The sequence below is a fragment of the Microbacterium galbum genome (genome assembly GCF_032464915.1).
GTDB lineage: Bacteria > Actinomycetota > Actinomycetes > Actinomycetales > Microbacteriaceae > Microbacterium > Microbacterium galbum.
In genome coordinates, this window is record NZ_JAWDIS010000002.1 from 596,606 (window position 1) to 622,337 (window position 25,732).

At 71.4% G+C, this 25,732-nt stretch carries 25 protein-coding genes; 12 read left to right on the forward strand and 13 right to left on the reverse strand.

Going from position 1 to position 25,732, the window contains the following annotated elements; translation table 11 throughout:
• Positions 1 to 125 precede the first annotated feature (125 nt).
• Positions 126 to 521, reverse strand: a complete 396-nt coding sequence (locus RWH45_RS12075) for an ArsR/SmtB family transcription factor (protein ID WP_315995131.1) — start codon at positions 519 to 521, stop codon at positions 126 to 128.
• Positions 522 to 589: 68 nt separating this feature from the next.
• On the opposite strand from RWH45_RS12075, the gene RWH45_RS12080 reads away from it, so the two are divergent.
• Positions 590 to 2,032 carry a TrkH family potassium uptake protein gene (locus tag RWH45_RS12080; RefSeq protein WP_315995132.1) on the forward strand — a complete coding sequence of 481 codons (1,443 nt, stop codon included), beginning with the start codon at positions 590 to 592 and terminating at the stop codon, positions 2,030 to 2,032.
• Positions 2,025 to 2,696 carry a potassium channel family protein gene (locus RWH45_RS12085; RefSeq protein ID WP_056224009.1) on the forward strand — a complete coding sequence of 224 codons (672 nt, stop codon included), beginning with the start codon at positions 2,025 to 2,027 and terminating at the stop codon, positions 2,694 to 2,696. The genes RWH45_RS12080 and RWH45_RS12085 overlap by 8 nt, the downstream gene beginning before the upstream one ends.
• A 143-nt stretch (positions 2,697 to 2,839) precedes the next feature.
• Here the strand turns inward: RWH45_RS12085 and RWH45_RS12090 are convergent, their stop codons facing one another.
• The gene (locus RWH45_RS12090; RefSeq protein ID WP_315995133.1) at positions 2,840 to 3,127 is read right to left on the reverse strand and encodes a DUF1905 domain-containing protein; all 288 of its coding nucleotides are present in this window, start codon (positions 3,125 to 3,127) and stop codon (positions 2,840 to 2,842) included.
• Between the two features lies 1 nt (position 3,128).
• Complete coding sequence (proC, locus tag RWH45_RS12095; RefSeq protein WP_315995134.1) at positions 3,129 to 3,974, reverse strand: pyrroline-5-carboxylate reductase; 846 nt, start codon at positions 3,972 to 3,974, stop codon at positions 3,129 to 3,131.
• 121 nt (positions 3,975 to 4,095) lie between these two features.
• Here proC and RWH45_RS12100 point away from each other — a divergent pair, with 121 nt between their 5' ends.
• Complete coding sequence (locus RWH45_RS12100) at positions 4,096 to 5,208, forward strand: alpha/beta hydrolase (RefSeq protein ID WP_315995135.1); 1,113 nt, start codon at positions 4,096 to 4,098, stop codon at positions 5,206 to 5,208.
• Positions 5,209 to 5,239: 31 nt separating this feature from the next.
• Positions 5,240 to 6,169 (forward strand): LLM class F420-dependent oxidoreductase, encoded by a 930-nt coding sequence (locus tag RWH45_RS12105; protein ID WP_315995136.1) that lies wholly within the window; start codon positions 5,240 to 5,242, stop codon positions 6,167 to 6,169.
• Between the two features lie 22 nt (positions 6,170 to 6,191).
• On the opposite strand, the gene tadA is transcribed toward RWH45_RS12105, so the two are convergent.
• A complete protein-coding gene (gene tadA, locus RWH45_RS12110; protein ID WP_315995275.1) occupies positions 6,192 to 6,623 on the reverse strand; it encodes a tRNA adenosine(34) deaminase TadA in 432 nt (143 codons plus the stop codon).
• Positions 6,624 to 6,710: 87 nt separating this feature from the next.
• Here tadA and upp point away from each other — a divergent pair, with 87 nt between their 5' ends.
• Positions 6,711 to 7,343 carry a uracil phosphoribosyltransferase gene (upp, locus tag RWH45_RS12115; RefSeq protein ID WP_076677423.1) on the forward strand — a complete coding sequence of 211 codons (633 nt, stop codon included), beginning with the start codon at positions 6,711 to 6,713 and terminating at the stop codon, positions 7,341 to 7,343.
• A gap of 99 nt (positions 7,344 to 7,442) precedes the next feature.
• Here the strand turns inward: upp and RWH45_RS12120 are convergent, their stop codons facing one another.
• A complete protein-coding gene (locus tag RWH45_RS12120) occupies positions 7,443 to 10,985 on the reverse strand; it encodes a TM0106 family RecB-like putative nuclease (RefSeq protein ID WP_315995137.1) in 3,543 nt (1,180 codons plus the stop codon).
• A gap of 109 nt (positions 10,986 to 11,094) precedes the next feature.
• Between RWH45_RS12120 and RWH45_RS12125 the strand changes: the two genes are divergently transcribed.
• The gene (locus RWH45_RS12125) at positions 11,095 to 13,155 is read left to right on the forward strand and encodes an NAD(+) synthase (protein ID WP_315995138.1); all 2,061 of its coding nucleotides are present in this window, start codon (positions 11,095 to 11,097) and stop codon (positions 13,153 to 13,155) included.
• Positions 13,156 to 13,179: 24 nt separating this feature from the next.
• Here the strand turns inward: RWH45_RS12125 and RWH45_RS12130 are convergent, their stop codons facing one another.
• Positions 13,180 to 13,677, reverse strand: coding sequence for a DUF427 domain-containing protein (locus tag RWH45_RS12130; protein ID WP_315995139.1), 498 nt, complete (start codon positions 13,675 to 13,677; stop codon positions 13,180 to 13,182).
• Positions 13,678 to 13,768: 91 nt separating this feature from the next.
• Here RWH45_RS12130 and RWH45_RS12135 point away from each other — a divergent pair, with 91 nt between their 5' ends.
• The 4 genes from RWH45_RS12135 (at position 13,769) to RWH45_RS12150 (ending at position 15,905) form a co-directional block, all read left to right on the forward strand.
• The gene (locus RWH45_RS12135) at positions 13,769 to 13,966 is read left to right on the forward strand and encodes a hypothetical protein (RefSeq protein WP_315995140.1); all 198 of its coding nucleotides are present in this window, start codon (positions 13,769 to 13,771) and stop codon (positions 13,964 to 13,966) included.
• On the forward strand, positions 13,963 to 14,103 hold the full coding sequence (locus tag RWH45_RS12140) for a hypothetical protein (protein ID WP_167494236.1): 141 nt from the start codon (positions 13,963 to 13,965) through the stop codon (positions 14,101 to 14,103). Before RWH45_RS12135 ends, RWH45_RS12140 begins: the two co-directional genes overlap by 4 nt.
• Positions 14,104 to 14,307: 204 nt before the next feature.
• The gene (locus RWH45_RS12145; protein ID WP_315995141.1) at positions 14,308 to 15,252 is read left to right on the forward strand and encodes an aldo/keto reductase; all 945 of its coding nucleotides are present in this window, start codon (positions 14,308 to 14,310) and stop codon (positions 15,250 to 15,252) included.
• A 95-nt stretch (positions 15,253 to 15,347) separates the two neighbouring features.
• Complete coding sequence (locus tag RWH45_RS12150; RefSeq protein WP_315995142.1) at positions 15,348 to 15,905, forward strand: phosphorylase family protein; 558 nt, start codon at positions 15,348 to 15,350, stop codon at positions 15,903 to 15,905.
• Between the two features lie 23 nt (positions 15,906 to 15,928).
• Here RWH45_RS12150 and RWH45_RS12155 read toward each other — a convergent pair whose 3' ends face one another.
• The 7 genes from RWH45_RS12155 to RWH45_RS12185 form a co-directional block, all read right to left on the reverse strand.
• Positions 15,929 to 17,431 (reverse strand): MFS transporter, encoded by a 1,503-nt coding sequence (locus tag RWH45_RS12155; RefSeq protein WP_315995143.1) that lies wholly within the window; start codon positions 17,429 to 17,431, stop codon positions 15,929 to 15,931.
• Positions 17,432 to 17,681: 250 nt separating this feature from the next.
• The gene (locus RWH45_RS12160) at positions 17,682 to 17,864 is read right to left on the reverse strand and encodes a hypothetical protein (protein WP_315995144.1); all 183 of its coding nucleotides are present in this window, start codon (positions 17,862 to 17,864) and stop codon (positions 17,682 to 17,684) included.
• A gap of 34 nt (positions 17,865 to 17,898) precedes the next feature.
• On the reverse strand, positions 17,899 to 21,033 hold the full coding sequence (locus tag RWH45_RS12165; protein ID WP_315995145.1) for an AAA family ATPase: 3,135 nt from the start codon (positions 21,031 to 21,033) through the stop codon (positions 17,899 to 17,901).
• Positions 21,030 to 22,184 carry an exonuclease SbcCD subunit D gene (locus RWH45_RS12170; protein WP_315995146.1) on the reverse strand — a complete coding sequence of 385 codons (1,155 nt, stop codon included), beginning with the start codon at positions 22,182 to 22,184 and terminating at the stop codon, positions 21,030 to 21,032. Before RWH45_RS12170 ends, RWH45_RS12165 begins: the two co-directional genes overlap by 4 nt.
• A gap of 157 nt (positions 22,185 to 22,341) precedes the next feature.
• Complete coding sequence (locus RWH45_RS12175) at positions 22,342 to 22,659, reverse strand: hypothetical protein (protein ID WP_315995147.1); 318 nt, start codon at positions 22,657 to 22,659, stop codon at positions 22,342 to 22,344.
• A gap of 1 nt (position 22,660) precedes the next feature.
• Positions 22,661 to 22,870 (reverse strand): hypothetical protein, encoded by a 210-nt coding sequence (locus tag RWH45_RS12180; protein ID WP_315995148.1) that lies wholly within the window; start codon positions 22,868 to 22,870, stop codon positions 22,661 to 22,663.
• 169 nt (positions 22,871 to 23,039) lie between these two features.
• Complete coding sequence (locus RWH45_RS12185; RefSeq protein ID WP_315995149.1) at positions 23,040 to 23,339, reverse strand: GNAT family N-acetyltransferase; 300 nt, start codon at positions 23,337 to 23,339, stop codon at positions 23,040 to 23,042.
• Positions 23,340 to 23,779: 440 nt separating this feature from the next.
• Between RWH45_RS12185 and RWH45_RS12190 the strand changes: the two genes are divergently transcribed.
• The gene (locus RWH45_RS12190) at positions 23,780 to 24,541 is read left to right on the forward strand and encodes a winged helix-turn-helix domain-containing protein (protein WP_315995150.1); all 762 of its coding nucleotides are present in this window, start codon (positions 23,780 to 23,782) and stop codon (positions 24,539 to 24,541) included.
• A 73-nt stretch (positions 24,542 to 24,614) separates the two neighbouring features.
• The gene (locus RWH45_RS12195; protein ID WP_315995151.1) at positions 24,615 to 25,604 is read left to right on the forward strand and encodes a DNA-3-methyladenine glycosylase family protein; all 990 of its coding nucleotides are present in this window, start codon (positions 24,615 to 24,617) and stop codon (positions 25,602 to 25,604) included.
• Positions 25,605 to 25,732: the final 128 nt, after the last annotated feature.

The window sequence follows — 25,732 nt, forward strand, 5'->3', positions numbered from 1 at the left end:
CGTTCCGGGTGAACTCACCCTCCTGATGCTGAGCACACTCTAGGGTCTGCGCGCGACGGCTGTAAACCTGTGGGCCCTCTGTGACGGATGTGCTGTGTGGACGCCGCACAGCGGCATCCGGATGCTCACCGGCCGGGAAGTTTTCGCAACGCCGTCGAGAAAGAGTGCTTGACGGATGCCGCGGCCCGGCCGACGACCTCGGCGGCGTGCACGGCGGACTCCGGCAGGGCCGGTTCGTTGTCTTCTTCGATGGAGAAGAAGGGCACCAGCCAATCATCGACCTCGTCGAGCGGAGCAACGGCGAGGCTGTAGTAGCGGTGCTGCCCCTCCTCGCGCACGGACACCAGCTCGGCCTCGCGCAGCACCTTCAGGTGCTTCGACACCGTCGGCTGGCTCACCCCGAGCGCCGCCACGATCTGGGAGACGCTCGTGCCCCGCTCACCGCCGGTCGCGCGGTCGAGGAGCAGCTGAAGGATGTCGCGACGCGTTCCGTCAGCGATCACGTCGAAGATGTCCGCCATGGCATCAGATTAGCCGCGCCCCGGCCCGAGTACCATGATTCGGGTTCGGGTATCGGAGGGAGCGGCGCATGGCGGCGACGCCGAATGAGGCGCGACTGCCGGTGCGCGCGCGGCGCATCGCCTACGAGGCATGGGATCGTCTGCGCAATCTCACGACGGCATCCCCGGCCCGTTTCGCCGTCCTCGTCTTCGCGACTCTCATCGCCCTCTTCACAGCGCTCTTCTCCCTCCCCGCCGCTTCCGCGACGGGCCAGCGCATCCCCCTCGCCGATGCCCTCTTCACCGCGGTGTCGACGATCTGCGTCACGGGTCTGTCGACGATCAACATGTACTCGGACCTGTCGCCGCTCGGCCGTGTCATCACGTACATCGGCGTCAACGTGGGCGCCCTCGGCGTGCTGACGCTGGCATCCATCCTCGGACTCGTCATCTCGAAGCGCCTGGGACTGCGGGCGAAGCTCATCGCCGCCGGAGACAGCAATCCGCTGCGCGCCCACGGCGGCCCGGTCAACGAAGGCCAGACCGTGCGCCTGGGAGAGGTCGGTCAGCTGCTGCGGACGGTGGCCCTGTCGACCCTCGTGATCGAGGCGGTCCTCACGGTGCTGATCTACCCCTCGTTGATCATCGGCGGCATCCATCCCCTGGTCGCCCTGTGGGAGGCGCCGTACTACGCGGCCATGGCGTTCACCAACACCGGCTTCATTCCGAACGCGGACGGGCTGACCCCGTTCGCGCAGGACTACTTCCTGCTGACCGTGCTGATGGCGGGGGTGTTCCTCGGATCGATCGGGTTCCCCGTCATCTTCACGCTGTGGCGGCACTACTGGAAATTCCGCCTGTGGTCGCTGCACGCGAAGCTGACGATCATCACCACGGTGGTGCTCTTCTTCGTGGGAGCCGGCGTCATTCTCCTGCTGGAATACGACAACCCCCTCACATTCGGGAGCATGGATGCGTGGGACACCACGTTCCAGGCCTTCTTCCTCTCGGCCATGACGCGCTCCGGCGGCTTCAGCGTCATCGACATCGGCGACCTCAACGGGGCGACGCTGATCGTCGGATCCATGCTCATGTTCGTCGGCGGGGGTTCGGCATCCACCGCCGGCGGCATCAAGGTCACCACCCTCGCCGTGCTCGCCCTCGCGGTCTTCTCCGAGGCGAAGGGCCGCCCGTCGGTGCAGGCGTTCGGCCGCCGCATCCCCAGTGATGTGCAGCGCGTCGCCCTCTCGGTGGTCGCCTGGGGAGCGACGATCGTCGCGGTCTCGACGGTGACCATCAGTCGCATCACCGACGCGCCCATCGAGCATGTGCTGTTCGATGTCGTCTCGGGGTTCGCGACCGTGGGGCTCTCGACCGGACTCACCGCCGAGCTCTCCGACCCGGCCGTCTACGTGATGGCGGCCACGATGTTCATGGGGCGCATTGGTACAGTGACTCTCGCCGCGGCCGTGGCGGCATCGTCGCGGTCGCAGTTGTACGCGCTCCCCGTGGAAAGGCCCATCGTTGGTTGAACGCATCCGCAGTGACGCCCCCGTCCTGGTCATCGGCCTCGGGCGCTTCGGGGCGGCCTGCGCGGGCGAGCTCGACCGCCTCGACCGCGAGGTGCTCGCCGTCGACGGCAACCTCGAGCTCGTGCAGAAGTGGTCGGAGCGCGTCACCCACGCCGTCCAGGCCGACGCCCGCAACATCGACGCGCTCCGCCAGATCGGCGCGCAGGACTTCCAGGTCGCGGTCGTCGCCGTCGGGTCGCTGATCGAGGCCTCGGTGCTCATCACCGCCAATCTCGTCGACCTCAAGGTGCCGCAGATCTGGGCGAAGGCGGTGTCGCAGTCGCACGGCAAGATCCTCGCCCGCGTCGGCGCGAACCACGTCATCTACCCCGAGGCCGAGGCCGGAGAGCGCGTCGCCCACCTCGTGAGCGGGCGCATGCTCGACTTCATTCGCTTCGACGACGACTTCGTGCTGGCCAAGATGTACCCGCCGAAGCTCGTGCGCGGCGTGGGGCTGAACGAGTCGGGCGTCCGCAGCAAGTACAACGTCACGGTGGTCGGAGTGAAGAGCCCCGGACGCCCCTTCCGCTACGCCGAGGCGAACACGGTGGTCACCAACCACGACCTCATCATCGTCTCGGGCACGAACAGCGACATCGAGCGCTTCGCCTCCCTCGATCGCTGACACGACGCCGCGGCGCGCCCTGCGTCCGCGCTGACGCGACCCTGCCGCACGGCGGTCCCGGACGGGCGCCCTGCGAGCGCTCGACGCTCTCCCCGCCCGGGGGCTTTCGCCCCTTGCGCGAGCGGTCGCCGCGGGGAGACCCGTCACGCGTCGATGTCGAGCACGACCTCGATCTCGTCGTCGACGCCGAGCCCCTCGGCATCCTGGAGCGCCTTCTTGATCGGGACCACGTAGCCGCCGTCCTTCGGCCAGAGGGCCGTCGTGACGCGCGTGGAGCCGACGGTGACGGAGGCCGGGATCATGCCCCAGCCGTAAGTGACCACCCGCGAGACCTCGGCGATCATGGCCGCCTCCCGCGGCGGCACGGTGACGAAGTGGTACGGCGCGGGGCCGCGCCAGTACCAGATCGTGCCGGGGAAGCGCAGGCGCATGTCAGCTTCCGGCGGCGAGCTCTCTCGCCCGCGCCAGGGCCGCCTCGGCGCCCCGGGTGAACGTGTCGTCGAGGTGCGCCGCCTGCAGGACGGCTACCGCGCGCTCGGTGGTGCCCTTGGGGCTCGTGACCCGGCGGCGCAGCTCGGCGGGGTCGACGTCGGAGGCGTCCAGGAGCGTCGTGGCGCCGATGAAGGTCTGCTCGGCCAGCAGCCGGGCCTGGTCGTCGTCGAAGCCCATGCGTACGGCGGCCTTGGTGAACTCCTCCACCAGCAGGAAGACGTACGCCGGGCCCGAACCCGAGATCGTGGAGAGCGCGTCGATCTGCGCCTCGGAGACCTCCAGCACCGCGCCGACGGTCTCGAAGAGCGCTCGGACGACGGCGACGTCGTCGGCGGATGCCGCGGGTCCCGCCGCCAAGCCCGTCACGCCCTTGCCGACGAGCGACGGGGTGTTCGGCATCGACCGCAGGGTCGCGACCTCCTCGCCGAGGTGGTGAGCGAAGGTGGCGAGGGTCACTCCCGCGGCCAGGCTCACCACGATCGCCCCGGGCCGCAGGTACGGCGCGATCTCGTCGAGCAGATCGGGCACCATGGCGGGCTTGACGCCGACGAGCACGATGTCGGCCTGCGCGACCGCCTCGGTGTTGCCCCGGGGGTTGGCCTCGAGAGCCACACTCGTCACGCCGTCGAGCTCGGCGAGCTCCGCGGCCTTGGCGATGGAGCGGTTGGTGGCGGTCACTCCCCCGTCGGCGAGTCCCGCGGCGACGAGTCCGCGGAGGATCGCACCGCCCATCGAACCGGCGCCGAGAATCGCGATCGGGGGCAGCGAGCTGGTGGCATCCGTCATGAGGCCCAGTCTACGAAGCAGCCCCGTCGCGCGGGGCAAGCCTGAGTGCGACCGAAAGGGGCGGGCGTTAGCATCGGAAGCCGGTGTACCGGGGCACCGGCGAGCGACACGGAGGACCTGCATGACTCTCTTCGACGGCATCAGCGCACGCCTGGTCGAGACCGACCGGCTGGGTGTCAACGTGCTCGAACGGGTCGGCGACGACCCGGCGACGACACCGGATCACACCGTCGTCTTCGTGCACGGCAATGTGTCGTCGTCGCTGTTCTGGCAGGAGATCATGCAGGACCTGCCGAGCGACCTGCGGGTGCTCGCGGTCGATCTCCGCGGGTTTGGACGCACCGAGCACACCCCGATCGACGCCACCCGCGGCGTCCGCGATTTCAGCGACGACCTCTTCGAGACCTTGCAGGCGCTCGGCATCCCCGAGGCCCACCTCGTGGGGTGGTCGATGGGCGGGGGCGTCGTGATGCAGTACGCGCTCGATCACCCGGTGCGATCGCTCACACTGCAGTCCCCCGTGTCGCCCTTCGGGTTCGGTGGCACGCGACGCGACGGCACGCGCCTCACGGATGACGACGCGGGTACCGGCGCGGGCGGTGCGAACCCGGACTTCGTGCAGCGTCTCATCGATCACGACACCACGGCCGACGCACCCACGTCTCCGCGCTCGGTGTTCCGCTCCGGCTACGTCGCCCCGGGCTACACGAGCGAGCACGAGGACGTGTGGGTCGAGTCGATGCTCACCACCTCGACCGCCGGTGGCAACTACCCCGGGGATGCCGTGACCACCGCGACGTGGCCGGGATTCGCCCCGGGGACCACGGGCGTGCTGAACACCCTGGCGCCGAAGTACTTCGACGTCTCGAGGATCGTCGACCTCGACCCCAAGCCGCCCATCCTCTGGATCTACGGCACCGCCGACGCGATCGTCTCGGACGCGTCGTTCTACGACCTCAACCACCTCGGCGCCCTCGGCGTCGTTCCGGGATGGCCGGGCGCCGACGTCGCACCGGCCCAGCCGATGGTCTCGCAGACCCGCAACGTGCTCGCGGCCTATGCCGAGAAAGGCGGGGAGGTGACCGAGGTCCCGGTCGAGGGTGCGGGGCACTCGGTGCACCTCGAGCGTCCGGCGCAGTTCCGCCGCGCCCTGCTCACCCACATCGGTTACGTGGGCCGCCCCGCCGACCCGGCGCCGCCCACCGAGGCGATCATCCTGCGTTCGGCCGACTGACCTCCCCCCCCTCGACCCCCCGGAGACCCTCGTGGAGTACTGCCTGTTCACCGAGCCCCAGCAGGGCTTCAGCTACGACGACCAACTCGCCTTCGCGCAGTCGGCCGAGCGCCACGGTCTCGACGGCTTCTTCCGGTCCGACCACTACCTCCGCATGGGCGAGGGCGACCCGCGCCCCGGCCCCACCGACGCGTGGACGACGCTCGCCGGCCTCGCCCGGGAGACCTCTCGCATCCGCCTCGGAACCCTCGTCTCGTCGGTCACCTACCGCGTCCCCTCGATCCTGGCGATCCAGGTCGCCCAGGTCGACGCGATGTCGGGCGGTCGTGCCGAGCTCGGCCTCGGCACGGGCTGGTTCGAGCGGGAGCACGCGGCCTACGGCATCCCGTTCCCCGCGAAGCGGTTCGACCTGCTCGAGGAACAGCTCCAGGTCGTCACGGGCCTGTGGCAGACCCCGGATGCCGAGTCCTTCAGCTTCGAGGGCGTGCACTACCGGCTCGACGAGGCGCCCGCCCTGCCGAAGCCCGCCCAGCCGCAGGTCCCCGTGATCGTCGGGGGCGGAGGACCGAAGCGCACTCCCGCGCTCGCGGCTCGCTATGCGACCGAGTTCAACATCGGTTTCGTCGCCGAGGACGTCGTCGCCGAGAAGTTCGCCGTCGTTCGCGCGGCGTGCGAGGCGATCGACCGCGATCCCGCCTCGCTGAAGCTGTCGGTGGCCCTGCCCACCATCGTCGGGCGCGACGACGCCGAGATCTCGCGTCGCGCGGAAGCCGTCGGTCAGTCGCGGGAGCAGTTCGACAACGGCGCCAACCTCATCGGCACCCCCGCGCAGATCGCCGAGAAGGTCGAACGGCTGCGCGCGCTCGGCGCGGAGCGCGTCTACTTCCAGCTCATGGACCTGCGCGACATCGAGCACGCCGACCTCGTCGGCGCCGAGGTGCTGCCCCTCCTGCCCCGCTGACGGCCGTCGGGCGCGGAGACGCTCAGCGGCGGCTCGCGAAGAAGGAGCGCAGCTGCGCGGCCGCCCGCTCCTCCTCGACCCCGCCGACCACCTCGACACGATGCGGCAGGCGTCGGTCGCGCAGAACGTCGTACATGGATCCCGCGGCGCCCGCCTTGGCATCCCACGATCCGAACACGACACGGGGCACCCGCGCCTGCAGGATCGCCCCGGCGCACATGACGCAGGGCTCCAGCGTCACCACGAGCGTGCAGTCGGCGAGGTGCCAGGACCCGATCCGGGATGCCGCTTCGCGCAGGGCCACGATCTCGGCGTGCGCCGTGGGATCGTTCGTGACCTCGCGGAGATTGCGGCCCTCACCGATGACGCTGCCGTCCGCATCGAGGACCACGGCGCCCACCGGGACGTCGCCGTCGCCCTGCGCGTCGTCGGCGAGGGCGAAGGCGCGACGCATCGCGGCGAGGTCGCGATCGGTGGGCGTCACGGGGGCTCCGGAAAACGAGGGCTGAGGCGCGCGGGGGAAGCGGTTAGCCTTGAGCCTATGCGTGTCCACGTCGCCGACCACCCCCTCATCACCCACAAGCTCACGGTGCTGCGTGACGTGCAGACGTCGTCGCCGGTGTTCCGGCAGCTCACCGAGGAGCTCGTCACGCTCCTCGCGTACGAGGCGACCCGGAACGTCCGCGTCGACCCCATCGAGATCCAGACGCCCGTCACCACCACGATGGGGGTGAAGATCAGCGAGCCGCGCCCGATCGTCGTGCCGATCCTGCGCGCGGGTCTCGGCATGCTCGAGGGCATGGTCAAGCTCCTCCCCACCGCCGAGGTCGGCTTCCTGGGCATGGTGCGCGACGAGGAGACCTTCGAGCCCACGACGTACGCCGAGCGTCTGCCCGACGACCTGAGCGACCGTCAGTGCTTCGTGCTCGACCCGATGCTCGCGACGGGCGGGTCGCTCGGCGCCGCCATCAAATTCCTCTTCGCCCGCGGAGCGCAGGACGTCACGGCGATCTGCCTGCTCGGCGCCCCGGAGGGTGTCGCGGCGATCGAGAAGCAGGTCGAGGGGCACGACGTGACCCTGGTCCTGGGCGCCGTCGACGAGCGCCTCAACGAGAAGGGGTACATCGTGCCCGGACTCGGCGACGCCGGCGACCGCCTGTACGGCACGGCCTGACGGAGCCCGTCGAGGTCAGGCGTCGGCGCCCACTGGACGCGCGGACGCACTGCGGCGGGCTCCCGTCGGTCCCCCACCGCCCGACGCCGCCCCTCGACGTCAGGCGTCGGCGCCGACCAGACGCGCGAACGCGCTGAGGCGTGCGACGCCCTCGGGCGTGCGGGGCAGGTCGTCGAGCAGAGCAGGCGACGAGATGACGTACGCCGCCTGCATCGCGCGCGAGATGGCGACGTTGATGCGGTTGCGCAGCAGCAGGAACTCGAGCCCGCGCGGGGCGTCCCGGCCCGATGACGCCGCCAGGGTGAGGATCGCGACCACCGCCTCCTTCCCCTGGAACCTGTCGACCGTCCCGACGGGAACGTCGCCGTAGCCCGCCGCGGCCAGCGCTTCCTCGACGGCGACCTGCTGCGCGTTGTACGGGGTGATGACGATGATGTCGTCGGCGCGCAGTGCACGAGGAGGCTCCACCGTCGCGGAATCTCCGGCCCCGCCCTCGGCCCCCGTCCACTCGCGACCGACCAGGTCGGCGACAGTGCGCACGACCTCGTCGGCTTCCTCCGGCGATGCCGTGGCGTTGCCCCGGTGCGGCACCGGACGCACGTGCACGCCCGGGGCGATGCCGTCGAGCTGCCGGAGCGCCGTGGACGGGTGCGCCGCGAGGCGACCCTCGTACGACAGGCGCGACACCGTCTCCGCGACCGCGGGGTGCATACGGCGGGTGCGCGCGAGGAAGTACCCCAATTCGGGGGGCACGACCTCGGCCCCGTCGATGATCCACCCCAGCGCCGACGTGTCGACGGGCTCGGGGTGCGTGCCCTGGCTGACCTGCGGGAGCTGCTGCGGATCGCCGAGAAGGAGCAGACGGGTCGCGGCGAGGGAGACGGCGATGGTCGAAGCCAGCGAGAACTGACCCGCTTCATCGATGACGAGGAGGTCGAGGCTGCCGCGGGGAATGCGCGCCTCGTGACTGAAGTCCCAGGCGGTGCCGCCCACGACGAATCCGTGCGCCGCGTTCTCGCCGGTGAAGGCCGCGACGCCGTTCTTGGGCAGCACCGTGAACGCGTGCGCGGCGCCGGGGTCTTTCGGCGCCTTGCCGACCCGGGACGCCGGCACACCCGCCGCGATGACCCGGTCGAGCATGTGCTCGATGGTGGCGTGAGACTGCGCCACCACGCCCACACGGAAGCCGCGCTCGGCCACCAGCCGCGCGATGACGTGCGACCCGACGTACGTCTTGCCGGTGCCCGGGGGTCCCTGCACCGCAAGGTAGCTGTGGTCGAGGTCGGCGACGCTGCGGGCGATCGCCGCGACCTCGTCGTCGCCGGCAGCGCCCGCGATGGCGGTCACGGGGGCAAGTGCGCCGGACCGGGTGCGCGGGGGGATGCGGCGCAGGATGTCGGCCGCGGGGCCGTCGGGGATACTCGGCGCGGCGGCGAGCACCGCATCGGCCCACGCGTCGATCGCCTTCTGCTGGTTGCCGGCCCGCGGCGGGGCGGGAGGAGTGAGGGCGAGCGGCAGATCGTCCCAGGTGACACCGTCGGCCGCGATCTCCTCGATCACCACGCCGTCGTCAAGCACCTCGCGCACCGTCACGCGGCGCGCACCGTGGATCCAGCGGGGGCGCGTCTCGAGGGGGAACGGCGCGGGGAGGTCGTAGACGGCGAAGGGTTCGGCATCCGGGCTCACCCGGGTACCGGGAGCCAACTCGCCGCGCAGCTCGACCAGACGCCGCTCGGACCCGCGTCCCGATTCGGAGATGTGCCAGTCGGTCCGCACCCGGGAGCGCGCCGCGTCGACGACGATCACGTCGCGCGTCTCCTCCCACACCGACAGCGGCTCGCGCAGGCGCAGGAAGTGCGTGGCCCAGTAGTTCTTCTCTTCTCGCGGGTAGTAGTCGATCGCGGCGGCTGCGAGCCGCAGGGCGGTGGCGTCGGGCTCCGCGGCATCGGCGGCCCACCTCTGCAGCGCCGTCGCGCGCGGCGACGGCTCGTACGCCTGCTCGTCGGGCTCGGCACTGCGCGAGGGGACGGCTCCCGACTCGCGCGCCCGATCGACCAGCCAGTCGCGCAGGCGCCGGGTGGAGACGCAGTCGTAGCGGTTGTAGTCGGCGAGGTCGTCGAGCACGCGTCGGGCGCCCGCGGCGTCGCCGTCGGCGGCCAGGGCCCGCGCCTCGACGTACTTGACGATGGAGTCGTCGCCGCGCTGGACGTCGCTCGTGCGCACCTCGTCGCCCATGTAGAGCGGTTCGAGCTTCTTGATGGAGTAGGACCGCGACCCCACGCGCAAGGCGCGCCGGACCACCGGGTAGAGGTCGACGAACACCCCGTCGCGCAGGAGCCGGTCGACGTCGGCCTCGCGCACGCCGTAGCGGGCCGCCATGGTGAGCAGATGCGTCGGCTCGTAGGGGGCGTAGTGGTAAATGTGCATCCCCGGGTACTGCTGACGACGCAGAGCGACCATGTCGAGGAATCGTTCGAGGGCGGCGCGTTCCTCGGCGAACGTGTGCGCCCACAGGGCGCCGTAGGTCTCTCGGCTGTCGACCCAGCCGAAGAGGTAGTCGATGCCCCAATGCTCGCCGGTGCCCTCGGTGTAGAGCGGGTCGCCCTCGAAGTCGAAGAACAGGTCGCCGTGATCGGGCCGGGGCAGCACGCCGAGCGATTTGGGCGCGACGACCTCGAACGTCGGTACGGCGTGGGCGGGGACCTCGGCGCTGGGCACGCCCGCGGGGCTCTCGAGCTGCAGTCGCGCCTGTGTCCGCAGCGAGGCGAACGTGTCGGCGCTCATCGAGGTCGGAGCCTGCGCGCCTGCGGCCAGCTCGTCGATCGTTCGAATGCCGGCGGCGCGAAGCCGCTCGCGCTGCACCGGTCGCATGCCCGCCACGAGCAGCAGGTCGCGGTGCGCGACCACCTCGAGTTCGCAGGTCGCGCAGCGGCCGCACGCCACGACGTCGAGGGCACCCCGACCGTCGCCCCAGGCGATCGCCTCGCCCGCGGCCCCTCGCGCGACATCGCGATCGGCGATCAGGGCGCGCAGACGCGCACGGCGCAACGCGAAGACCGGCAACAGGTCGTCGACCCGATGCGTGCTGGTCGTGCCGTCGCCGAGGAGCAGCTGCACGTCATCGGACCTCCGTACGCCGAGCCGATCGAGCTGGTCGACGTAGGCCGCGAGCTGCATGAGCGCGGTGACACGCGCCCGACGTGCGAGCTTCGTGTCTTGCACGATCCAGGGACGGATGCCGTCGGCATCCGCTTCGTCGGCGCGCACGAGGAAGTCGGCGAAGCCGACGAACTCGGCCGTCGAGAACGCGGCCTGATAGACGACCTCGACGGCGGGATCGGCGAGGGCGTCGTCGGTGAGGCGCACCGCCTCGGCGAGGGCCTCGGCGTCGGACGAACGGGCGGCGGGGATCTCACGTACCGCGTCGCCGAACCGCGCGCGGTAGTCGTCGAGGACGCGCAGCTCGTGGGCGGTGCCGAGACGAGCGGCACGCTCCAGGGTGGCGTCTTCGGGATCGTCGACGGGGGCGACCCGTCCGAGCTTCGCGTCGATCGCTCGGAGCCAGGCGAACTCGCATTCCGCCGCCGCCTTGAGGTCGCTGGCGCTCCAGACGACCCGATCGTCCTGCTCGATGTACCGCATGGTGTTCCACGCTAATCGCGACCTCCGACATCGGGTTCACGGCATCCACAGGGTGCCCGTCGCGCACATCCGCCGTCGCGCTGTCGGACGGGCCTGACAGACTGGTCCGGTGATCACCGATCTGCCGTTCGAGAGCGTCTACCGGCACGGGTTCGCGCGCGTCGCCGCCTGCACCGTCCCCGTCGCGGTGGCGGACCCCGCCACCAACGTCGACGCCGTACTGACGTCCGCTCGCGCCTGTCACGACGAAGGCGTCGCCGTCGCCGTCTTCCCCGAGCTCTGCCTCACCGGATACGCGATCGACGACCTCGTCATGCAGGATCCGCTGCTCGACGCCGTCGAGGCGGCCCTCGACCGGCTGATCACCGCCTCGGCCGACCTCCTTCCGGTGCTGCTGGTCGGGGCACCACTGCGCCACGGAAACCGCCTCTTCAACTGCGCCGTGGTGGTCCACCGCGGGCGCGTGCTCGGGGTGGCCCCGAAGGCGTACCTGCCGACCTACCGCGAGTTCTACGAGCACCGCTGGTACGCCCGGGGCGACGATCAAGCGGGTCAGGTCATCACGGTGGCCGGCCGCAGCGCCCCGTTCGGCCCGGACCTCCTCTTCGAGGCGGTCGACGTGCCGGGCCTCATCCTGCACGCCGAGGTGTGCGAAGACGTCTGGGTCCCAGTACCCCCGTCATCGGGTGCGGCTCTGGCCGGGGCGACGGTGCTCGCCAACCTCTCCGGCAGCCCCATCACGATCGGCCGGGCCGACGATCGCACGCTCCTGTCCCAGGCGCAGTCGCTGCGCTGTCTCGCCGCCTACGTCTACGCGGCGGCGGGGCAGGGCGAGTCAACGAACGACGTGTCGTGGGACGGCCAGACGATGATCCACGAGGGCGGGCAGCTGCTGGCCACGACCGAACGCTTCCCCGACGGTCCCCGTCGCAGCGTCGCCGACGTGGACCTCGACCGCCTCCGCCAGGACCGCCTGCGGCAGGGAACCTTCGACGACAATCGGCGCACCGTCAACCCGGTGTTCCGCACGGTCTCGTTCGAGCTGGCGCCGCCCGCGACCGACGTCGGGCTGCGGCGCGCGCTCGACCGTTTCCCGTTCGTCCCCGACGACCCCGACCGCCTCGCCCAGGACTGCTACGAGGCGTTCAACATCCAGGTGTCGGGCCTGGTTCAGCGTCTCGAGGCGATCGGCCGGCCCCGTCCCGTGCTCGGAGTGAGCGGTGGACTGGATTCCACCCACGCCCTGCTCGTCATCGCCCGTGCCATGGACCGTATGGGGCGCCCGCGCAGCGACATCCTCGCGTACACCCTCCCGGGATTCGCGACCAGCGACAAGACGAAGAAGAACGCGATCGCCCTCGCCGAGGCTGTCGGAGCGACGATCGAGGAGATCGACATCCGTCCCGCGGCATCCGAGATGCTCTCCCGCATGGGCCACCCCTTCGCCGCGGGCGAACCGGTGCACGACGTGACTTTCGAGAACGTGCAGGCCGGCCTGCGCACCGACTACCTCTTCCGCCTCGCCAACATGAACGGCGGCATCGTCGTGGGCACCGGCGACCTCTCCGAGATCGCGCTCGGATGGTCGACCTACGGCGTCGGAGACCAGATGAGCCACTACTCGGTGAACCCGGGCGTGCCGAAGACGCTCATCCAGCACGTCATCCGCTGGGTCATCGGCTCGGGCGAGCTGAGCGCCGAGACGGTCACCGTGCTGCAGGCTGTGCTCGACACCGAGATCAGCCCCGAGCTCGTCCCCGCGGGTCAAGACGGACGCATGCAGTCGACCGAAGACCGCATCGGCCCGTACAACCTGCACGACTTCACGCTCTACCACGTGCTGCGCTTCGGTTTCCGACCCTCGAAGATCGCCTTCCTCGCGGCGCACGCCTGGTCGGATCCGGATGCCGGAGCCTGGCCGCCCGGCTACCCCGAAGGCGAGCGGCCGTCGTACGACCTCGTCACCGTGGCGAAGTGGCTCGAGGTCTTCCTCTCCCGCTTCTTCGGGTTCGCGCAGTTCAAGCGCACCGCCATCCCGAACGGGCCGAAGGTCTCGCCCGCGGGATCGCTGTCGCCGCGCGGAGACTGGCGCGCCCCGTCCGACGGCAACGCCCGCGCGTGGCTGGCCGATCTGCACGCGGCCGTGCCGCAGGCTTTCGCGCGCGACTGACCGCGCGACGGACGAGGAGCGGGGCTACCAGCCCATCGATCCCGGCACGCCCTTGAACGGGCCGGCGAGGTCGCTCGTCACCCAGCCGCCGTAGAACCCGCCCGGCTGCGGCTCGACGACCTCCCCTCCGAGGACGCACCGGTCCATCTCCGCGGCGTAGACCGCGACGCGATCGTCGAGGATCTCGTACCTGGGCATCGGATGCGGGTAGTTCCAGGCCGCGCGCACGGCGACCGCTCCCCCGCCGCCGTGGACGTCGAAGTAGCGCGCACCGCCCTTGAACTCGCAGAACGACGCTCCCTCACCGAGCGTCAGCGCGTCGCCGAAAGCCGCGATGGGCAGGTAGTAGACCGGCGGGTGGCTGGTCTCCAGCACGCGCACCACGTCGTCGGTGTCGACGATGCGCACGCCGCCGAAGTCGATCTGCGCGCGCTTCCTCACCCGTTCGACGCGGGGCGGCCGCGGGTAGTCCCACACGGACTCCTGGCCGGGGCGGACGGGATCGGGAACGGGGCGCGCCATGCGCATACGCTACGCCGGGACGGACGGGGGTGGGCCCGATCGGCTCAGGAGAACCACAGCTTTTCGGTAGCCTGGGGGGAAGGGGGACAGCGTGAGCGATCAGAAGACGTCGAACGTCAGCCGGCGGTACCGGGTGTATCAGATCGTCGGCATCGTCCTGGCCGTGCTGTTCCTCGCCCTCGGCGTGGCCGCGTTCCTCACCGGGGGCGGGCCGATCATCGCCGCCATCGCCGTCATCGGAGGTCTCGCCGTGCTCGTCGTCTCGATCGTCATGATGGTGCGCTCGTGAGCGCGCCCGAGGGCCCCGCCGGCGACGGCAAGAAGAAGTACCCCGCCGGGACGGTCGTGATCTGGATCGCCGGAGCCGGCATCGGCCTGTGGCTGCTCGTCAGCGGACTCATCGGCATCCTGTCCGGCGGAAGCTGACCCGGCGCGCCGCGGGGAACGCCCGCGAGAGTTGCGCGATCACGCGCGCGTGATCAGAACGCGCGCGCGGCGGAACGCGCGCCGGCGCGAGGCCGAGACACGCGCGCGCGTGGACCCGAGACACGCGCGAGCGCGCGTCCCGGGAATGCCCACGACAGCGCGCGGTTGTCCTCGAGGTCACTCGACCTCTGCAGAAAGGGCATCATGACGCGCATCGGACGCAGCGACCTCGACATCCTCCCCCTCTCGCTCGGCGGCAACGTCTTCGGCTGGACCGCCGACCGCGACACCTCGTTCGAGGTGCTCGACGCGTTCCACGCCGGTGAAGGCAACTTCATCGACACCGCCGACGCTTACAGCGCCTGGGTTCCGGGCAACGCGGGTGGCGAGAGCGAGACGCTGATCGGCGAGTGGCTGGCCTCGCGCAAGCCGGAGAACGTCGTGGTGGCGACGAAGGTCAGCCAGCACCCCGATTTCCGCGGCCTGTCCGCCAAGAACGTGCGCGCTGCCGCAGAGGCCTCGCTCGGTCGCCTCGGTGTCGACACCATCGACCTGTACTACGCGCACTTCGACGACGAGCAGACGCCCCTCGAGGAGACCGTCGCGGCCTTCGCCGACCTGGTCACCGACGGTTTGGTGCGCTACGTCGCCGTGTCGAACTACTCCGCCGCCCGGATCCGCGAGTGGATCTCGCTCGCCGAGGCCGCCGGCGCCGACCTCCCCGTCGCCGTGCAGCCGCACTACAACCTCGTGCACCGCACCGAGGTCGAGCGCGACATCGTCCCCGTCGCCGAGCAGTACGGCATGTCGCTCGTGCCGTACTACGCCCTGGCCAGCGGCTTCCTCACGGGCAAGTACCGCAGCGCGGATGCCGCGGGCGACTCGCCCCGGGCAGAGGGCGCCGCGAAGCTGGCCACCCCGGCCGGACTCGCCCTGATCGACGCCCTCGATGAGGTGGGTCGTGCCCACGAGGCGTCGATCGCGTCGACGGCCCTCGCGTGGCTGCGCGCGCAGCCGACGGTCGCCGCCCCCATCGCGAGCGCGTCGAAGGTCTCGCAGGTCGCCGACCTGCTGGCCAGCGCCTCCCTGGAGCTGACCCCGGATGAGATCTCGCGCCTCACGGACGCGTCGGACGCGGCCCAGAGCTGAGTTCGTGCCCGTGTTCCGCTCGGCGGGACACGGGCACGCTCGGCCCCTGTTCTCGGCATCCGTTCTCCTCCGCCGATTCCGGCGAGAATGAGAGGGTGAAACTCCTGGTCGCCGCCCACGCATCCGAACTCGTCGCCTTCGAGGACGACCTCCCCGGCTTCGAACGCCTGCTCACCGGAGTGGGCAAGATCCCGGCCGCGTACGCGTTGACGCGTGCGCTGTCGACGGGCGAGTACGAGGAGATCGTGGTCGTCGGAACGGCCGGCGCGATCGACGACGAGGTCGAGGGCGGGATCTACGACCTCGCCGGCGCGATCCAGCACGACGTGAAAGGGCTGGACGGCACCTTCGGCGAGCACGTCTCGCTGCCGACGCGGGTCGAAACGGGCCACGAGGGCCTCGTCATCGCCACGGGCGACCATTTCGTCGACGACGCCGACACCGTGCGGCTCATCCGCGAGCTGGGGGCGAGTCTGGTCGACATGGAGTCGTACGCGCTGATCTGGGTCGCCCAGCAGTTCGGTGTGCCCATCCGCATCCTGCGCGCCGTGTCCGACCGCGCGCAGGACGGCGCGACCGAACTGTGGGATGACGTGGTCGAGCGCTGCAGCCACGACCTGCGCGCGGAGATCCGCTCCCGCTACGGCGTCTGACCCGCAACGGCAGAGGCCGCGGCTCAGGGCGTCTGAGACCCCGACCGCGCGCGGCCGGCGAGGTCTGCCACGCCGACGATGAGCGCCAGCCCGAGGAAGATGCCGACGGTGATCATTCCCGACGCGTAGGCGTCGTGGTACAGCACGACGGTGTCGTCGACGCTGCCCTGCTCGCGGTACACCGTGGCGTAGAAGAGGGCGAGCGCGATCGCCGTGCCCACCGCCGTGCCGATGCGCTGGCCGAGCTGACCGACGGATCCCGCGACCCCACCACTGCGGACGGGGATGTCGGCCAGGGTGAGGGTCTGATTGGGGGAGATCACCAGGCCCCCGGCGAAACCGCCGAACACCATCACGGCGGCCATCGCCCACGGCGTCCATTCGGGCGCGGTGAACAGGGCGACGAGCACGAGCCCGCCGGCGGTCACCACCATGCCGAGGATGCCCCACACCACGAGCGGACGTCCGAGCCGGGTCACGAGGTTCCCGCCGACCCATGAACTCGCCGCCGACGCGACCGCGAACCCGATCGTGACCATGCCGGCGAAGACCGGCGCGAGTCCCAGACCGCCCTGCAGGAAGAGCGTGCCGAGCAGGAACATCGCCGGCACGGCCGAGAAGTACGCGGTCGAGATCAGCACGCCGTTGCGGTACGACGACAGCGAGAAGATCGAGAACGGCATGAGCGGCATCCGCCCCCGATCCGCATAGCGGCGCTCCCAGAAGACGAAGGCCGCGGCGAAGACGACGGATGCCACGAGCAACCACCACCGGTTGGGATCGTCGTCGGGGCTGCCCGTCGTGAACAGGAACGGCCACATGAGCGCGAGGATCGTCAGCGCGAACAGCAGGACGCCGACGGGGTCGAGGTCGAGGCGGCGCCGCGATTTCTCGCGCGTGTTCGGCAGCAGCCACGCCGCGAGGGCGATGACGACGGCGACCAGGGGGATGTTGATCCAGAAGATCAACCGCCACCCGTCGGTGTCGCCGCCCAGCGCGATGAGCAGACCACCGAGCGTCGGTCCGAAGGCGGTGGCGATACCGATCGTGGCTCCGAAGAGACCGAAGGCGCGCCCGCGCTCCTTGCCCTGGAACAGCTGCTGCACCAACCCGAGCACCTGCGGCATCTGGATGCCGGCGGCCACGCCCTGCAGCAGACGGGCGACGAGCAGCACCGTGGTGTTGGGCGCGAGCGCGCAGGCCAGGCTCGTGACCAGGAACAGCGACAAGCCCACGAGGAAGAGCACGCGGCGCGAGCGGATGTCGCCCAGACGCCCCGCCGGCACCAGGACGAGCCCGAACGTGAGGATGTAGCCCGAGACGACGAGCTGCAGCTCGGTGGGGCCGGCGTTCAGAGCTGCCTCGATCGACGGAAGAGCGACGTTGACCTTCGTGAGGTCGAGGATGGTGAGCGCCGCCACGGCGACCGCGACCCAGTAGGCCCTCCAGCGATGCTTCGGCGACAGCGCGATGTCGCGGGTGGCGGGGTGGGCGGTCTCTGCGGGGGCGGGCGACTTCTCGGACATCGAGGGGGACGCTACTCCCGACCTCCGACACCACGGACGGGCTTGCGTCGGCCCGACCGACCGCTACGCAGCGGATCGTCGGCGCGCGGGACTCATCGCCGACCGGTGCTGTCGCGGCGGAACGTCACCCCTGCGGGACCGATCGCCGACCGCCCGTCGACATGGCGCACGGGCGCGCCGCCGGCGCATCACTGTATCGGTCGCCCCCGTTGCGGCACAGGAGCGGGTCGCCGACGCAGCGCTCCGTCGGTCAGTCCACGTCGCGGCGCGCGAAGACGGCACGCAGCACGAGGAACACGATGAGCGCGACGATCGCGACGGCGACGAGGCGGAAGACGAAGGCGATGAGCGAGAACAGCACGTTCACGACGACCCAGGCGATGATCACGGCCGCGATGACCCCGAGAACGGTCCAGAGGGTGCTCTTGCGCATGCGATCAGCCTAGACGGGCGTGCTGCCCCCTCTCTCAGACAGGCGTCACCACGTGGTCGTGCCGGATTACGCTCGGGCCCCGCGGGGTGGCCGTCACGTGCAACTGCGCCGGCAGTTGATCCTTCATCGAGGCCACGTGGCTGATGACGCCCACCGTGCGTCCGCCCTGTCGCAACTCGTCGAGGGTGCGCATCGCGAGGTCGAGCGTGTCGTCGTCGAGGGAACCGAACCCTTCGTCGATGAAGAGCGTGTCGAGATGGATGCCGCCCGCCCGGGCGGTGACCACCTCGGCGAGCCCCAGGGCGAGGGCGAGCGAGGTCAGGAAGGTCTCTCCCCCGGACAGCGATTGCGGCGGTCGGCACTGCCCGGTGAACGCGTCCATGATCTCGAGCCCGAGCCCGCTCGCGGCGCCTCGAGCCGCGAGCGCGTCGGTGTGCTGCAGACGGTAACGGCCGGACGACATGTCATCGAGGCGGACGTTGGCGGCCGCCACGATCTCTTCGAGCTCCGCCGCCAGGACGAAGGTCTCCAAGGTCATGCGGCGCGTGTTCGGCGCGCGTCCCGCGACGGTGTCGGCCAACCGCGCGATGACCGCGTGCTCCGCGACCAGCGCGGCGACCGAGGCGTGAGCGGCATCGGCGCGCTCCGCGAGCGCCCGCAGTCGCTCGGCCAGCGCCCGCGCTGCCGCGTGTGCCGCAGCCGCATCTTGCACGGCCGTTCGCGCGGAGGCGACCTCGGCGACGAACGGGGCGAGCTCGAGCGGCTCGTCATCGGCACCGGCGAGCTGGAGCTCGAGCTCCAGGAGCCGTTCCCGGGCGGAGGTCACGGTCGCGGTGTACTCGGCCACCACGCCCTCAAGTCGACGTCGGTCGATGTCGGAACGCAACGCGGCCGCGACGGAGGCCGCGTCGGCGAACGGGCTGTCGGCGATCAGCGCAGAAAGGGCCCGGTCGGCCGCCTCCTGCGCCTCGAGCGCCCGGGCCAGATCAGCGCGCGCGTCACGGAGCTCGCGGATCACGTCGCGTCGTGCCCGGAGGTCGCGCTGGCGCGCGGCGACCGAGTCGAACGACCCGCGCGCGTCGGCCACGACCCGTTGGAGGTCTTCGGCTCGCTGCCTCGCGAGCGCGAGCTCCTGGCGGGCCTCGGCGAGCTCGTCGCCCACTTCGTCGAGGCGTCGGGCGATCTTCTCCCCGAGATCGCTCGCTGCCGCGCGCTCGAGCCGCACCCGCTCGTGCTCCTCCGCATCGGCGGTCGCCTGAGCGACCTCCTCCTCGCTTGTCGCGAGTCGGGCCGTCAGCGTCTGGACGTCTTCTCCGCCCGCCCGAGCCGCGGCCAGGGCATGGGCGTCTCGCGCGACCCGCGCCGCGTCGGATGCGAGGCGGTCTTCTTCGGCGGCGAGGTTCTTGCGCTCCTCAGCGGACGCCAGTTCATCGTCGGAGACCGGTGCGGCGCCGCCCCGCGCGGGGTGCGGATGCTCCCGCGAACCACAGACGGCGCACGGCTCGCCGTCGACGAGATCGTGGGCGAGCTCGACGGCGGCTCCGTCGAGCCGTCGCCGGAGGAGCGTGGTCCACGCCTCGACGGCTCGCTGGAGGGCGTCGGAGCGGACGAGCGACGCGAGGTCGGCCTGATCGCGGTGCTCGAGCAGACGGGCCGCTTCGCGAGAGGCCTCGAGGCGGCGACGCACCTCATCACGCGCGACGATCGCGGCCTCCCGACGCGCGGCTCCCGTGACGAGTTCGGTCAGACGCTCGTCGAGCGTCGCGAGCATCGCGGGGAGGTCGGCGCGGCCGCCGACGAGAGCCTCTCGTTCCGCGTCCGCCGTCGACACCCGCGCGAGGATCCTCTCGATGTCGGCGTCGACCCCGCGCGCCTCGCCCTCGGCGGCGAGCGCCGCCTCTCCGCGGGACAGCGATGCGGTGAGGTCGTCGGCGCGCCGGGCCAACGCGTCGTCGAGGTCGACGGCGACGCTCGCCTCGACGGGAGGCGTGCTCATGTCGGGCTCGACACCCGGCGTACGCAGGAGGGCGATGTCGTCGTCGGTGCTGCCGACCGATTCGCCGAGCACCCGCGCGGCGTCGGCTGCGGCGCGCACGCGATCGGTCGCGTCGGCCGCGGTCGAGGCCGTCGCCGCCCCGCTCTCGAGGGCGCTGCGAATGCCTTCCGCGTCCGCCGCGAGGGCGGCTTCGGCGCGGAACGCGCGGATGCGTTCGTCGTCGCCCTCCAGAGTGGCGAGCCGCTCGCGGACCCGTTGCCGCTCGTCCTGACGCTCCCGCAACGCGGTCGCATCCCGCTCCGCGAGCAGGGCGGCGTCCAGGCGCGCATCGGCTGCCTCGCGTTCGCGCGCGAGGGTCTCGACGCGGTACTCGGCGCGTTCGACGGACCGCACGATACGGGCCAGCCGGTCGACACTCGACAGCGAACCGGCGCGGGCGTCTGCGCCGGCATCCCCCGACTGGTCGGCGTCGACGCCACCGTGGTCGGAGTCGACGGCATCGAGCTCTCCGGCCAGGCGTTCAGCCTCGTCGAGCAGCGTGGTCACCTCCACCCCCTCGGCCGCGAGCGCGTCTTGGGCGCGCTTGCGGCGGTCGTCGAGATCGGTGGCGTACTGCTCGAAGGTGCGGGTGCCGAACAGGGTGCGCAGGAGGCCCAACCGCTCGTCGTTCTTCGCGAGCAGGAATCGCGCGAAGCGGTTCTGAGCGAGCAGGATGACCTGGAGGAACTGCTGCTGCGAGAGCCCGAGGATCTCGTCGAGCTGCGCGGCCACGTCGACGGGGCGCGCGGCGATGCCCGTCCACCCCTCGTCGGTCGACACCTCGAGCAGCGCCCGGTGGGGCTCCTTGGTCGTTCCCCCGCCTCGGCGCTTGGGGCGCTCGAACTCGGGCGAACGCGTGATGCGCCAGCGTCGCCCGGCGGCGCTGAACTCGAGCGTCACCCGCGTCGGATCGTCGGGTGCGCAGTGATCGCTGCGCAGCCGACGCTCGGCGCCGTCGTATCGCGGGACTCCCCCGTACAGGGCGTAGCAGACGCCGTCGAGCACACTCGACTTGCCCGCGCCCGTGCGGCCGGTGATGAGGAAGATGCCGTCCGCGGCGAAGGCGTCGAAATCGACGGTCTGCGTCTCGAGGAACGGTCCGAAGCCCTCGAGTTCGAGGCGGTGCAGCTTCACGACCGTGCCTCCGCGACTCGACGCGCGTCGAGCACCTCCCGGATGAGGGCGCGTTCGGCCTCCGACGCCGCCTCGCCTTCGCGAACGTGCGAGAGGAAGGCGTCGATGACCTCGCCGTCGTCGCGAGCCGCACGCACGCGTCGGGCATAGCCCACGGCGTCGTCGTCCCTCGTGTTCTCGGGGAGGTGCACGACGGTCGCGCACCATGGGAAGCGGGCCTGCAACCGGCGCATCGGATCGGGCTGCGGAGTGGCGTCGGTGTATTCGGCGCGCACCCAGTGCTCGTCGTGACCGGCGAACCGGTCGGCCGTGAGCAGCTCTTCGAGCGACCCCCGCAGGGTCGCGAGAGGCCGTGGGACCGGCAGGGCGAGCCACGACACCGTGGCGAGGCCGTCGGCGTCGAGATCGACGAGCCAGGACCCTCGCGGCTTGCCCGCCTCGCCGAAGCTGTAGTGCACCGGCGCCCCCGCATATCGGACCCGGTCGGACAACTGCTGGCGACCGTGGATGTGCCCCAGTGCCACGTAGTCGGGCCCGTCGAAGGTCGACAGCGGGACGACGTCGAGACCGCCCTGGCGGATCTCGCGCTCGACGCCGGGCGTGGAATCGACCCCGGCGGCGAAGCAGTGGGCGGCGACCACGGCACGACCGCCGCGCTCGGCCATGTCGGCGCGGATGAGCCCGAACGCGTGCGCCATCGTCTGCGCCTGAGTGCGCAGCTCGACGCCCTTCCACAGATGGCGCACGATGGCGGGCTCGAGGTACGGGATGCCGTAGACGTGCACCGGACCGTGGGCGTCGACGAGGGTGACCGGCGTCCCCACCGTCGCGGGGTCGGTGATCACCGTGATCTCGTCGCGCAGCAGTGCGGACTGGAAGCCCAGCCGCGCCGCCGAATCGTGGTTGCCGCTGGTGACCACGACCTTCGCCCCGGTCTCGGTCAGAGAGGCCAGCGTCTGCGTGAGCACGGGGTAGCAGGCGGCCGACGGAGCGGCCGAGTCGAAGACGTCTCCGGCCACGACGACGAAGTCGACGGCGTTCTCGCGCACCTGCTCGACGAGCGCGGCCAGCACCGCGCTCAGCGCGTCGAGCGTCGAGTGCCCGTGGAAGGTGCGCCCGATATGCCAGTCGGAGGTGTGCAGGATCCGCATGCAGCCACGGTACGTCGCACCTCCGACATCGGCTCGCAGCGACGCCCGACGGGGAGCCCGCGCGCGGCGCGGCGCGGCGTCGTCCGGGAGGGCGGGTCGCCGCCGAACGCACGAACGCCCCGCATCCCGGAGGAGTGCGGGGCGTTCACGACGACGGTCAGGAGCCGGCGACCTCCGCCGCGATCGCCCGGATGCGGTCGTCACCGAGGTCGAGGCCGACCTCTGCGAAGCGCTGACGCAGCACGTCGGCGATGCGCTCCTCGCTCTTGTCGCCGACGTCGGCGCGCGTCTGCACGATCACACCCTGGATCCGGGCCTCGTCGTCGGTGGGGTGCGTGTCCATCGCCGGCCCCGACTGCTCGTCGGAGCGCGCGGCCTTCCGGTCGCTGTGCAGCGCTCCGCCGACCGAATCGGCTGCTCCGGCGCCGCCGTCCGGGCCGTCGGCGGGCTCGGGGGCCCGTGTCTCGTCCGTCATGTCAGTCCTCCGTGCTCAGGTCGGGGTCGATGCCGTGGCTGGCGGCATCGCCTTCGATGGGATCCGAGGGCGCGGCGTCATTCAAACGCGGCGAGCCCTTCGCGCTGTCGTTGCGCTCGGCGGTCTCGGCGTCGGCGACGTCGCCGCTCTCCCATCCACCGGGCGGGTCGGCGTCGATGACGCCTTCGGGCAGATCGCGGTCGTCGTTCATGACTCCCCCTTTCGAGATCTCCAGCTTCCTCGGGCCGCGGAACCCGCGGGCAGGGGTTGACGCTCGCCGACGGCGCGCGTAGGTGCGGGCATCAGCCCCGCTGCGACGCTGAACGGGGTCGCGCGCGCCCGCCGGCGGAGCGGCCCGGAGCGCAGTCGCCGCCCGACTGTCAGGACGTGCGACGAGCTTGCAGCAGACCCGCGCGCTCGGGGTGCGCCTCGAACCACTCCCCCACGTACCAGCACACGGGGATGATCTCGCGGTCACCCGCGGCTTCGATCGCGTCGACCGCCCGCTCCGTGATGACGGCGGCGTACCCGTGCCCGCGGAAGGTCGGGACGGTGAAGGCCCGTGTGAGGGCGACGGTGCGCCCGTCGTCCCGGTAGTCGAGGACGGAGACGAGGTCGTCCCCGTCGTGGAGGGTGAATCGGGATGCCGTCTTGTCGTCGGCGAAGCTCAGATCGGCCATGCCGAGAGAGTACGCCGCTCCCGCGAGGGCGAGCTCTTCCGAGCAGAATGCCCGGCTCTCTCCGAGATCCCCCACCGACGCTGAGCAGAATGCTCGGCGATCCGACGCGCAGGACGGATTTGACGGCTCCCGACGCGGTAGGTAATAATCGCCCCCATGACTGTGACTGCGCGTTCTCTGTCCGCCCGGGAGGCGAACAGGACTGCCGGCATGATGATGCCCGGCCGCGCCGTCATGTGTTGTCGAATGTGCCGCTAACAGCGACCCCTCGCCCGGACGACCTCGTGCTTCTGAACGCCGACCTCGTCCCCCGGTCACCTGAGACCCGCGTCGATCACGCGATCCACGGTGCCGCGCTCCGGCCCTTCGGCCCCCACCTCCCGTCGAACCCCGCTCTCTGACGACGCTTCCGGGTTCACCCACCCAAGGACTTTCTCCTCATGTCGATCTCCGTTGTTCTCGACCGCCCTCAGACCGCCTCCGCCGCCCGCCCGCAGGCTCCGCGCGTGACCGTCCCCGCCACGCCCCGAGCCGCCGCTCCGCGCCCCGCCGCGGTGACCGACCCCGCGGCCGCCGCCGACGCTCCCCGGGCGGCGACCGCCACCGCTCCGCGCGGGTTCGCCCTGTACGTCGGCATCGACGAGGCCAAGGCCGCCGCCGCCGGCGTCAGCCTCGGCACCCTGGTGGAGGCCCTGCGTCGCACGCTCGGCGAGCTGGCGCCCGCCGCGGAGACGTACGCCACGGTCGCCCTGGCCCCCGTGGGCTCCGGCGGTCGCGACGTCGACGTCGTCCGCCTCGCCCTGCACGAGCCGTCGGCCGTCGCGCGCACGAAGGACGAGCCCGCCGAGGAGGACCGCGCCCCCGGCGGCGTGGTCGTCGACATCTCGCGCAAGCGCGTCCTGATCGACGGCGAATCGGCGGCCTTCACCTTCAAGGAGTTCGAGCTGCTGCAGTACCTCGTCCTGCGCGAGGGCCGCACGATCGAGCGCACCGAGCTGGTCGCCTCATTGTGGGAGGGCGCGACCGACGACGACGCCCCCGGCGAGCGCACCATCGACGTGCACGTGCGGCGCCTGCGCGCCAAGCTCGGCGCCTACGAGGACATCGTGCGCACCGTGCGCGGCGTCGGCTACCGCTTCGACCGTCACGCCGACGTCTCGATCCGCTATGGACACGGCACGCCCTCGCCCGACCGTTTCTGATCGTCCCGGCCTCCGCGCAGCGGATCGGGCCCACGGATGACGCGATGTCGGCGATGCGACGTAGGGTGTCGGCATGAGGTCGACCGGGGTGCGCACGCGGCGCTCGACGCGCGAGCTCGTCGCACCGGCTGAGCGCCCCCTCGAGACCGAGTATCGCCCCGCTCGTGCGGTCGACATCGGTCGCACGGTCTCGGCGCAGCGCCACGGCACCAACGACCCGACCTACCTCGCAACCGCGCCGCTGGCGAACGGCGGCGTCGTCTGGCGGGTCAGTCGCACACCCATTGGTGTTGCGACTCTCGCCCTCCGTCAGCGTGTCGGGGGTGGCGTGAGGGCGGCGGCCTGGGGGCCCGGCGCCTCTTGGGCGCTCGACCAGCTCCCCGCCCTGTGCGGCGCGCACGACGATCCCGACGATTTCGATGCGTCTCGGCACCCGTCCGTCGCGGCGTGGCACCACCGGCATCCCGATCTGCGTATCGGGCGCACCGACCTGGTCTTCGACGCTCTGGTGAGCGCCATCATGGAGCAGAAGGTCACGAGCATGCAGGCGTTCTCCGCGTGGCGGAGCATCGTCACCTGGTACGGCGAGCGGGCACCGGGTCCGACGCCGCGCCCCATGTTCGCCCCGCCCGACATCGAGGGTTGGCGGCACGTGCCCTCGTGGGCCTGGCACCGTGCGGGTCTCGAACCGCCCCAGTCGCGCACCATCGTCGAGACCGCGCGTCGCGGAGCCACCGTCGTCCGCGCGGCGAGCGCGGCGACCGACGGCGAGGCGCGAGATCGCGTCTTCATCAGCCTGCGCGGCGTCGGTATCTGGACGAGCGCCGAGACGCGCATCCGCGCCTTCGGAGACCCGGATGCCGTGAGCGTGGGCGACTACCACCTCGCTCACCAGGTGGGGTACGCCCTCACCGGTCATCGCACCGACGACGACGGGATGCTCGAGCTGCTCGAACCGTTCGCGGGGCACCGGCAGCGCGTGATCCGCCTCATCTACGCCGGTTCGGGGCTGGAGCCCCGACGCGGTCCGCGCCTGCACCCGGAGGATCACCGCGATCGGTGACCGCCCCACGGGGGCGAACACGCCGGGAGGCGATGCCCGCCTGTGCCGCCCCAGGAATGCCCGCGGAGCGCTCGACGCGTTCGAACGGAAACGGGCCGCGGCACCGACCGCGTCGCACCGAGGACGCA

Bases quoted from the DNA above. Each gene is read 5' to 3' on its own strand.
- RWH45_RS12180 (WP_315995148.1), bottom strand. From the start codon at position 22,870: ATGAACGACGACCGCGATCTGCCCGAAGGCGTCATCGACGCCGACCCG.
- RWH45_RS12195 (WP_315995151.1), top strand. From the start codon at position 24,615: ATGAGGTCGACCGGGGTGCGCACGCGGCGCTCGACGCGCGAGCTCGTC.
- tadA (WP_315995275.1), bottom strand. From the start codon at position 6,623: ATGCGTCGCGCCTTCGCCCTCGCCGACGACGCGCAGGGCGACGGCGAC.
- RWH45_RS12080 (WP_315995132.1), top strand. From the start codon at position 590: ATGGCGGCGACGCCGAATGAGGCGCGACTGCCGGTGCGCGCGCGGCGC.
- RWH45_RS12090 (WP_315995133.1), bottom strand. From the start codon at position 3,127: ATGCGCCTGCGCTTCCCCGGCACGATCTGGTACTGGCGCGGCCCCGCG.
- RWH45_RS12120 (WP_315995137.1), bottom strand. From the start codon at position 10,985: ATGCGGTACATCGAGCAGGACGATCGGGTCGTCTGGAGCGCCAGCGAC.
- RWH45_RS12185 (WP_315995149.1), bottom strand. From the start codon at position 23,339: ATGGCCGATCTGAGCTTCGCCGACGACAAGACGGCATCCCGATTCACC.
- RWH45_RS12190 (WP_315995150.1), top strand. From the start codon at position 23,780: ATGTCGATCTCCGTTGTTCTCGACCGCCCTCAGACCGCCTCCGCCGCC.
- RWH45_RS12075 (WP_315995131.1), bottom strand. From the start codon at position 521: ATGGCGGACATCTTCGACGTGATCGCTGACGGAACGCGTCGCGACATC.
- upp (WP_076677423.1), top strand. From the start codon at position 6,711: ATGCGTGTCCACGTCGCCGACCACCCCCTCATCACCCACAAGCTCACG.
- RWH45_RS12100 (WP_315995135.1), top strand. From the start codon at position 4,096: ATGACTCTCTTCGACGGCATCAGCGCACGCCTGGTCGAGACCGACCGG.
- RWH45_RS12175 (WP_315995147.1), bottom strand. From the start codon at position 22,659: ATGACGGACGAGACACGGGCCCCCGAGCCCGCCGACGGCCCGGACGGC.
- RWH45_RS12170 (WP_315995146.1), bottom strand. From the start codon at position 22,184: ATGCGGATCCTGCACACCTCCGACTGGCATATCGGGCGCACCTTCCAC.
- proC (WP_315995134.1), bottom strand. From the start codon at position 3,974: ATGACGGATGCCACCAGCTCGCTGCCCCCGATCGCGATTCTCGGCGCC.
- RWH45_RS12145 (WP_315995141.1), top strand. From the start codon at position 14,308: ATGACGCGCATCGGACGCAGCGACCTCGACATCCTCCCCCTCTCGCTC.
- RWH45_RS12130 (WP_315995139.1), bottom strand. From the start codon at position 13,677: ATGGCGCGCCCCGTTCCCGATCCCGTCCGCCCCGGCCAGGAGTCCGTG.
- RWH45_RS12155 (WP_315995143.1), bottom strand. From the start codon at position 17,431: ATGTCCGAGAAGTCGCCCGCCCCCGCAGAGACCGCCCACCCCGCCACC.
- RWH45_RS12160 (WP_315995144.1), bottom strand. From the start codon at position 17,864: ATGCGCAAGAGCACCCTCTGGACCGTTCTCGGGGTCATCGCGGCCGTG.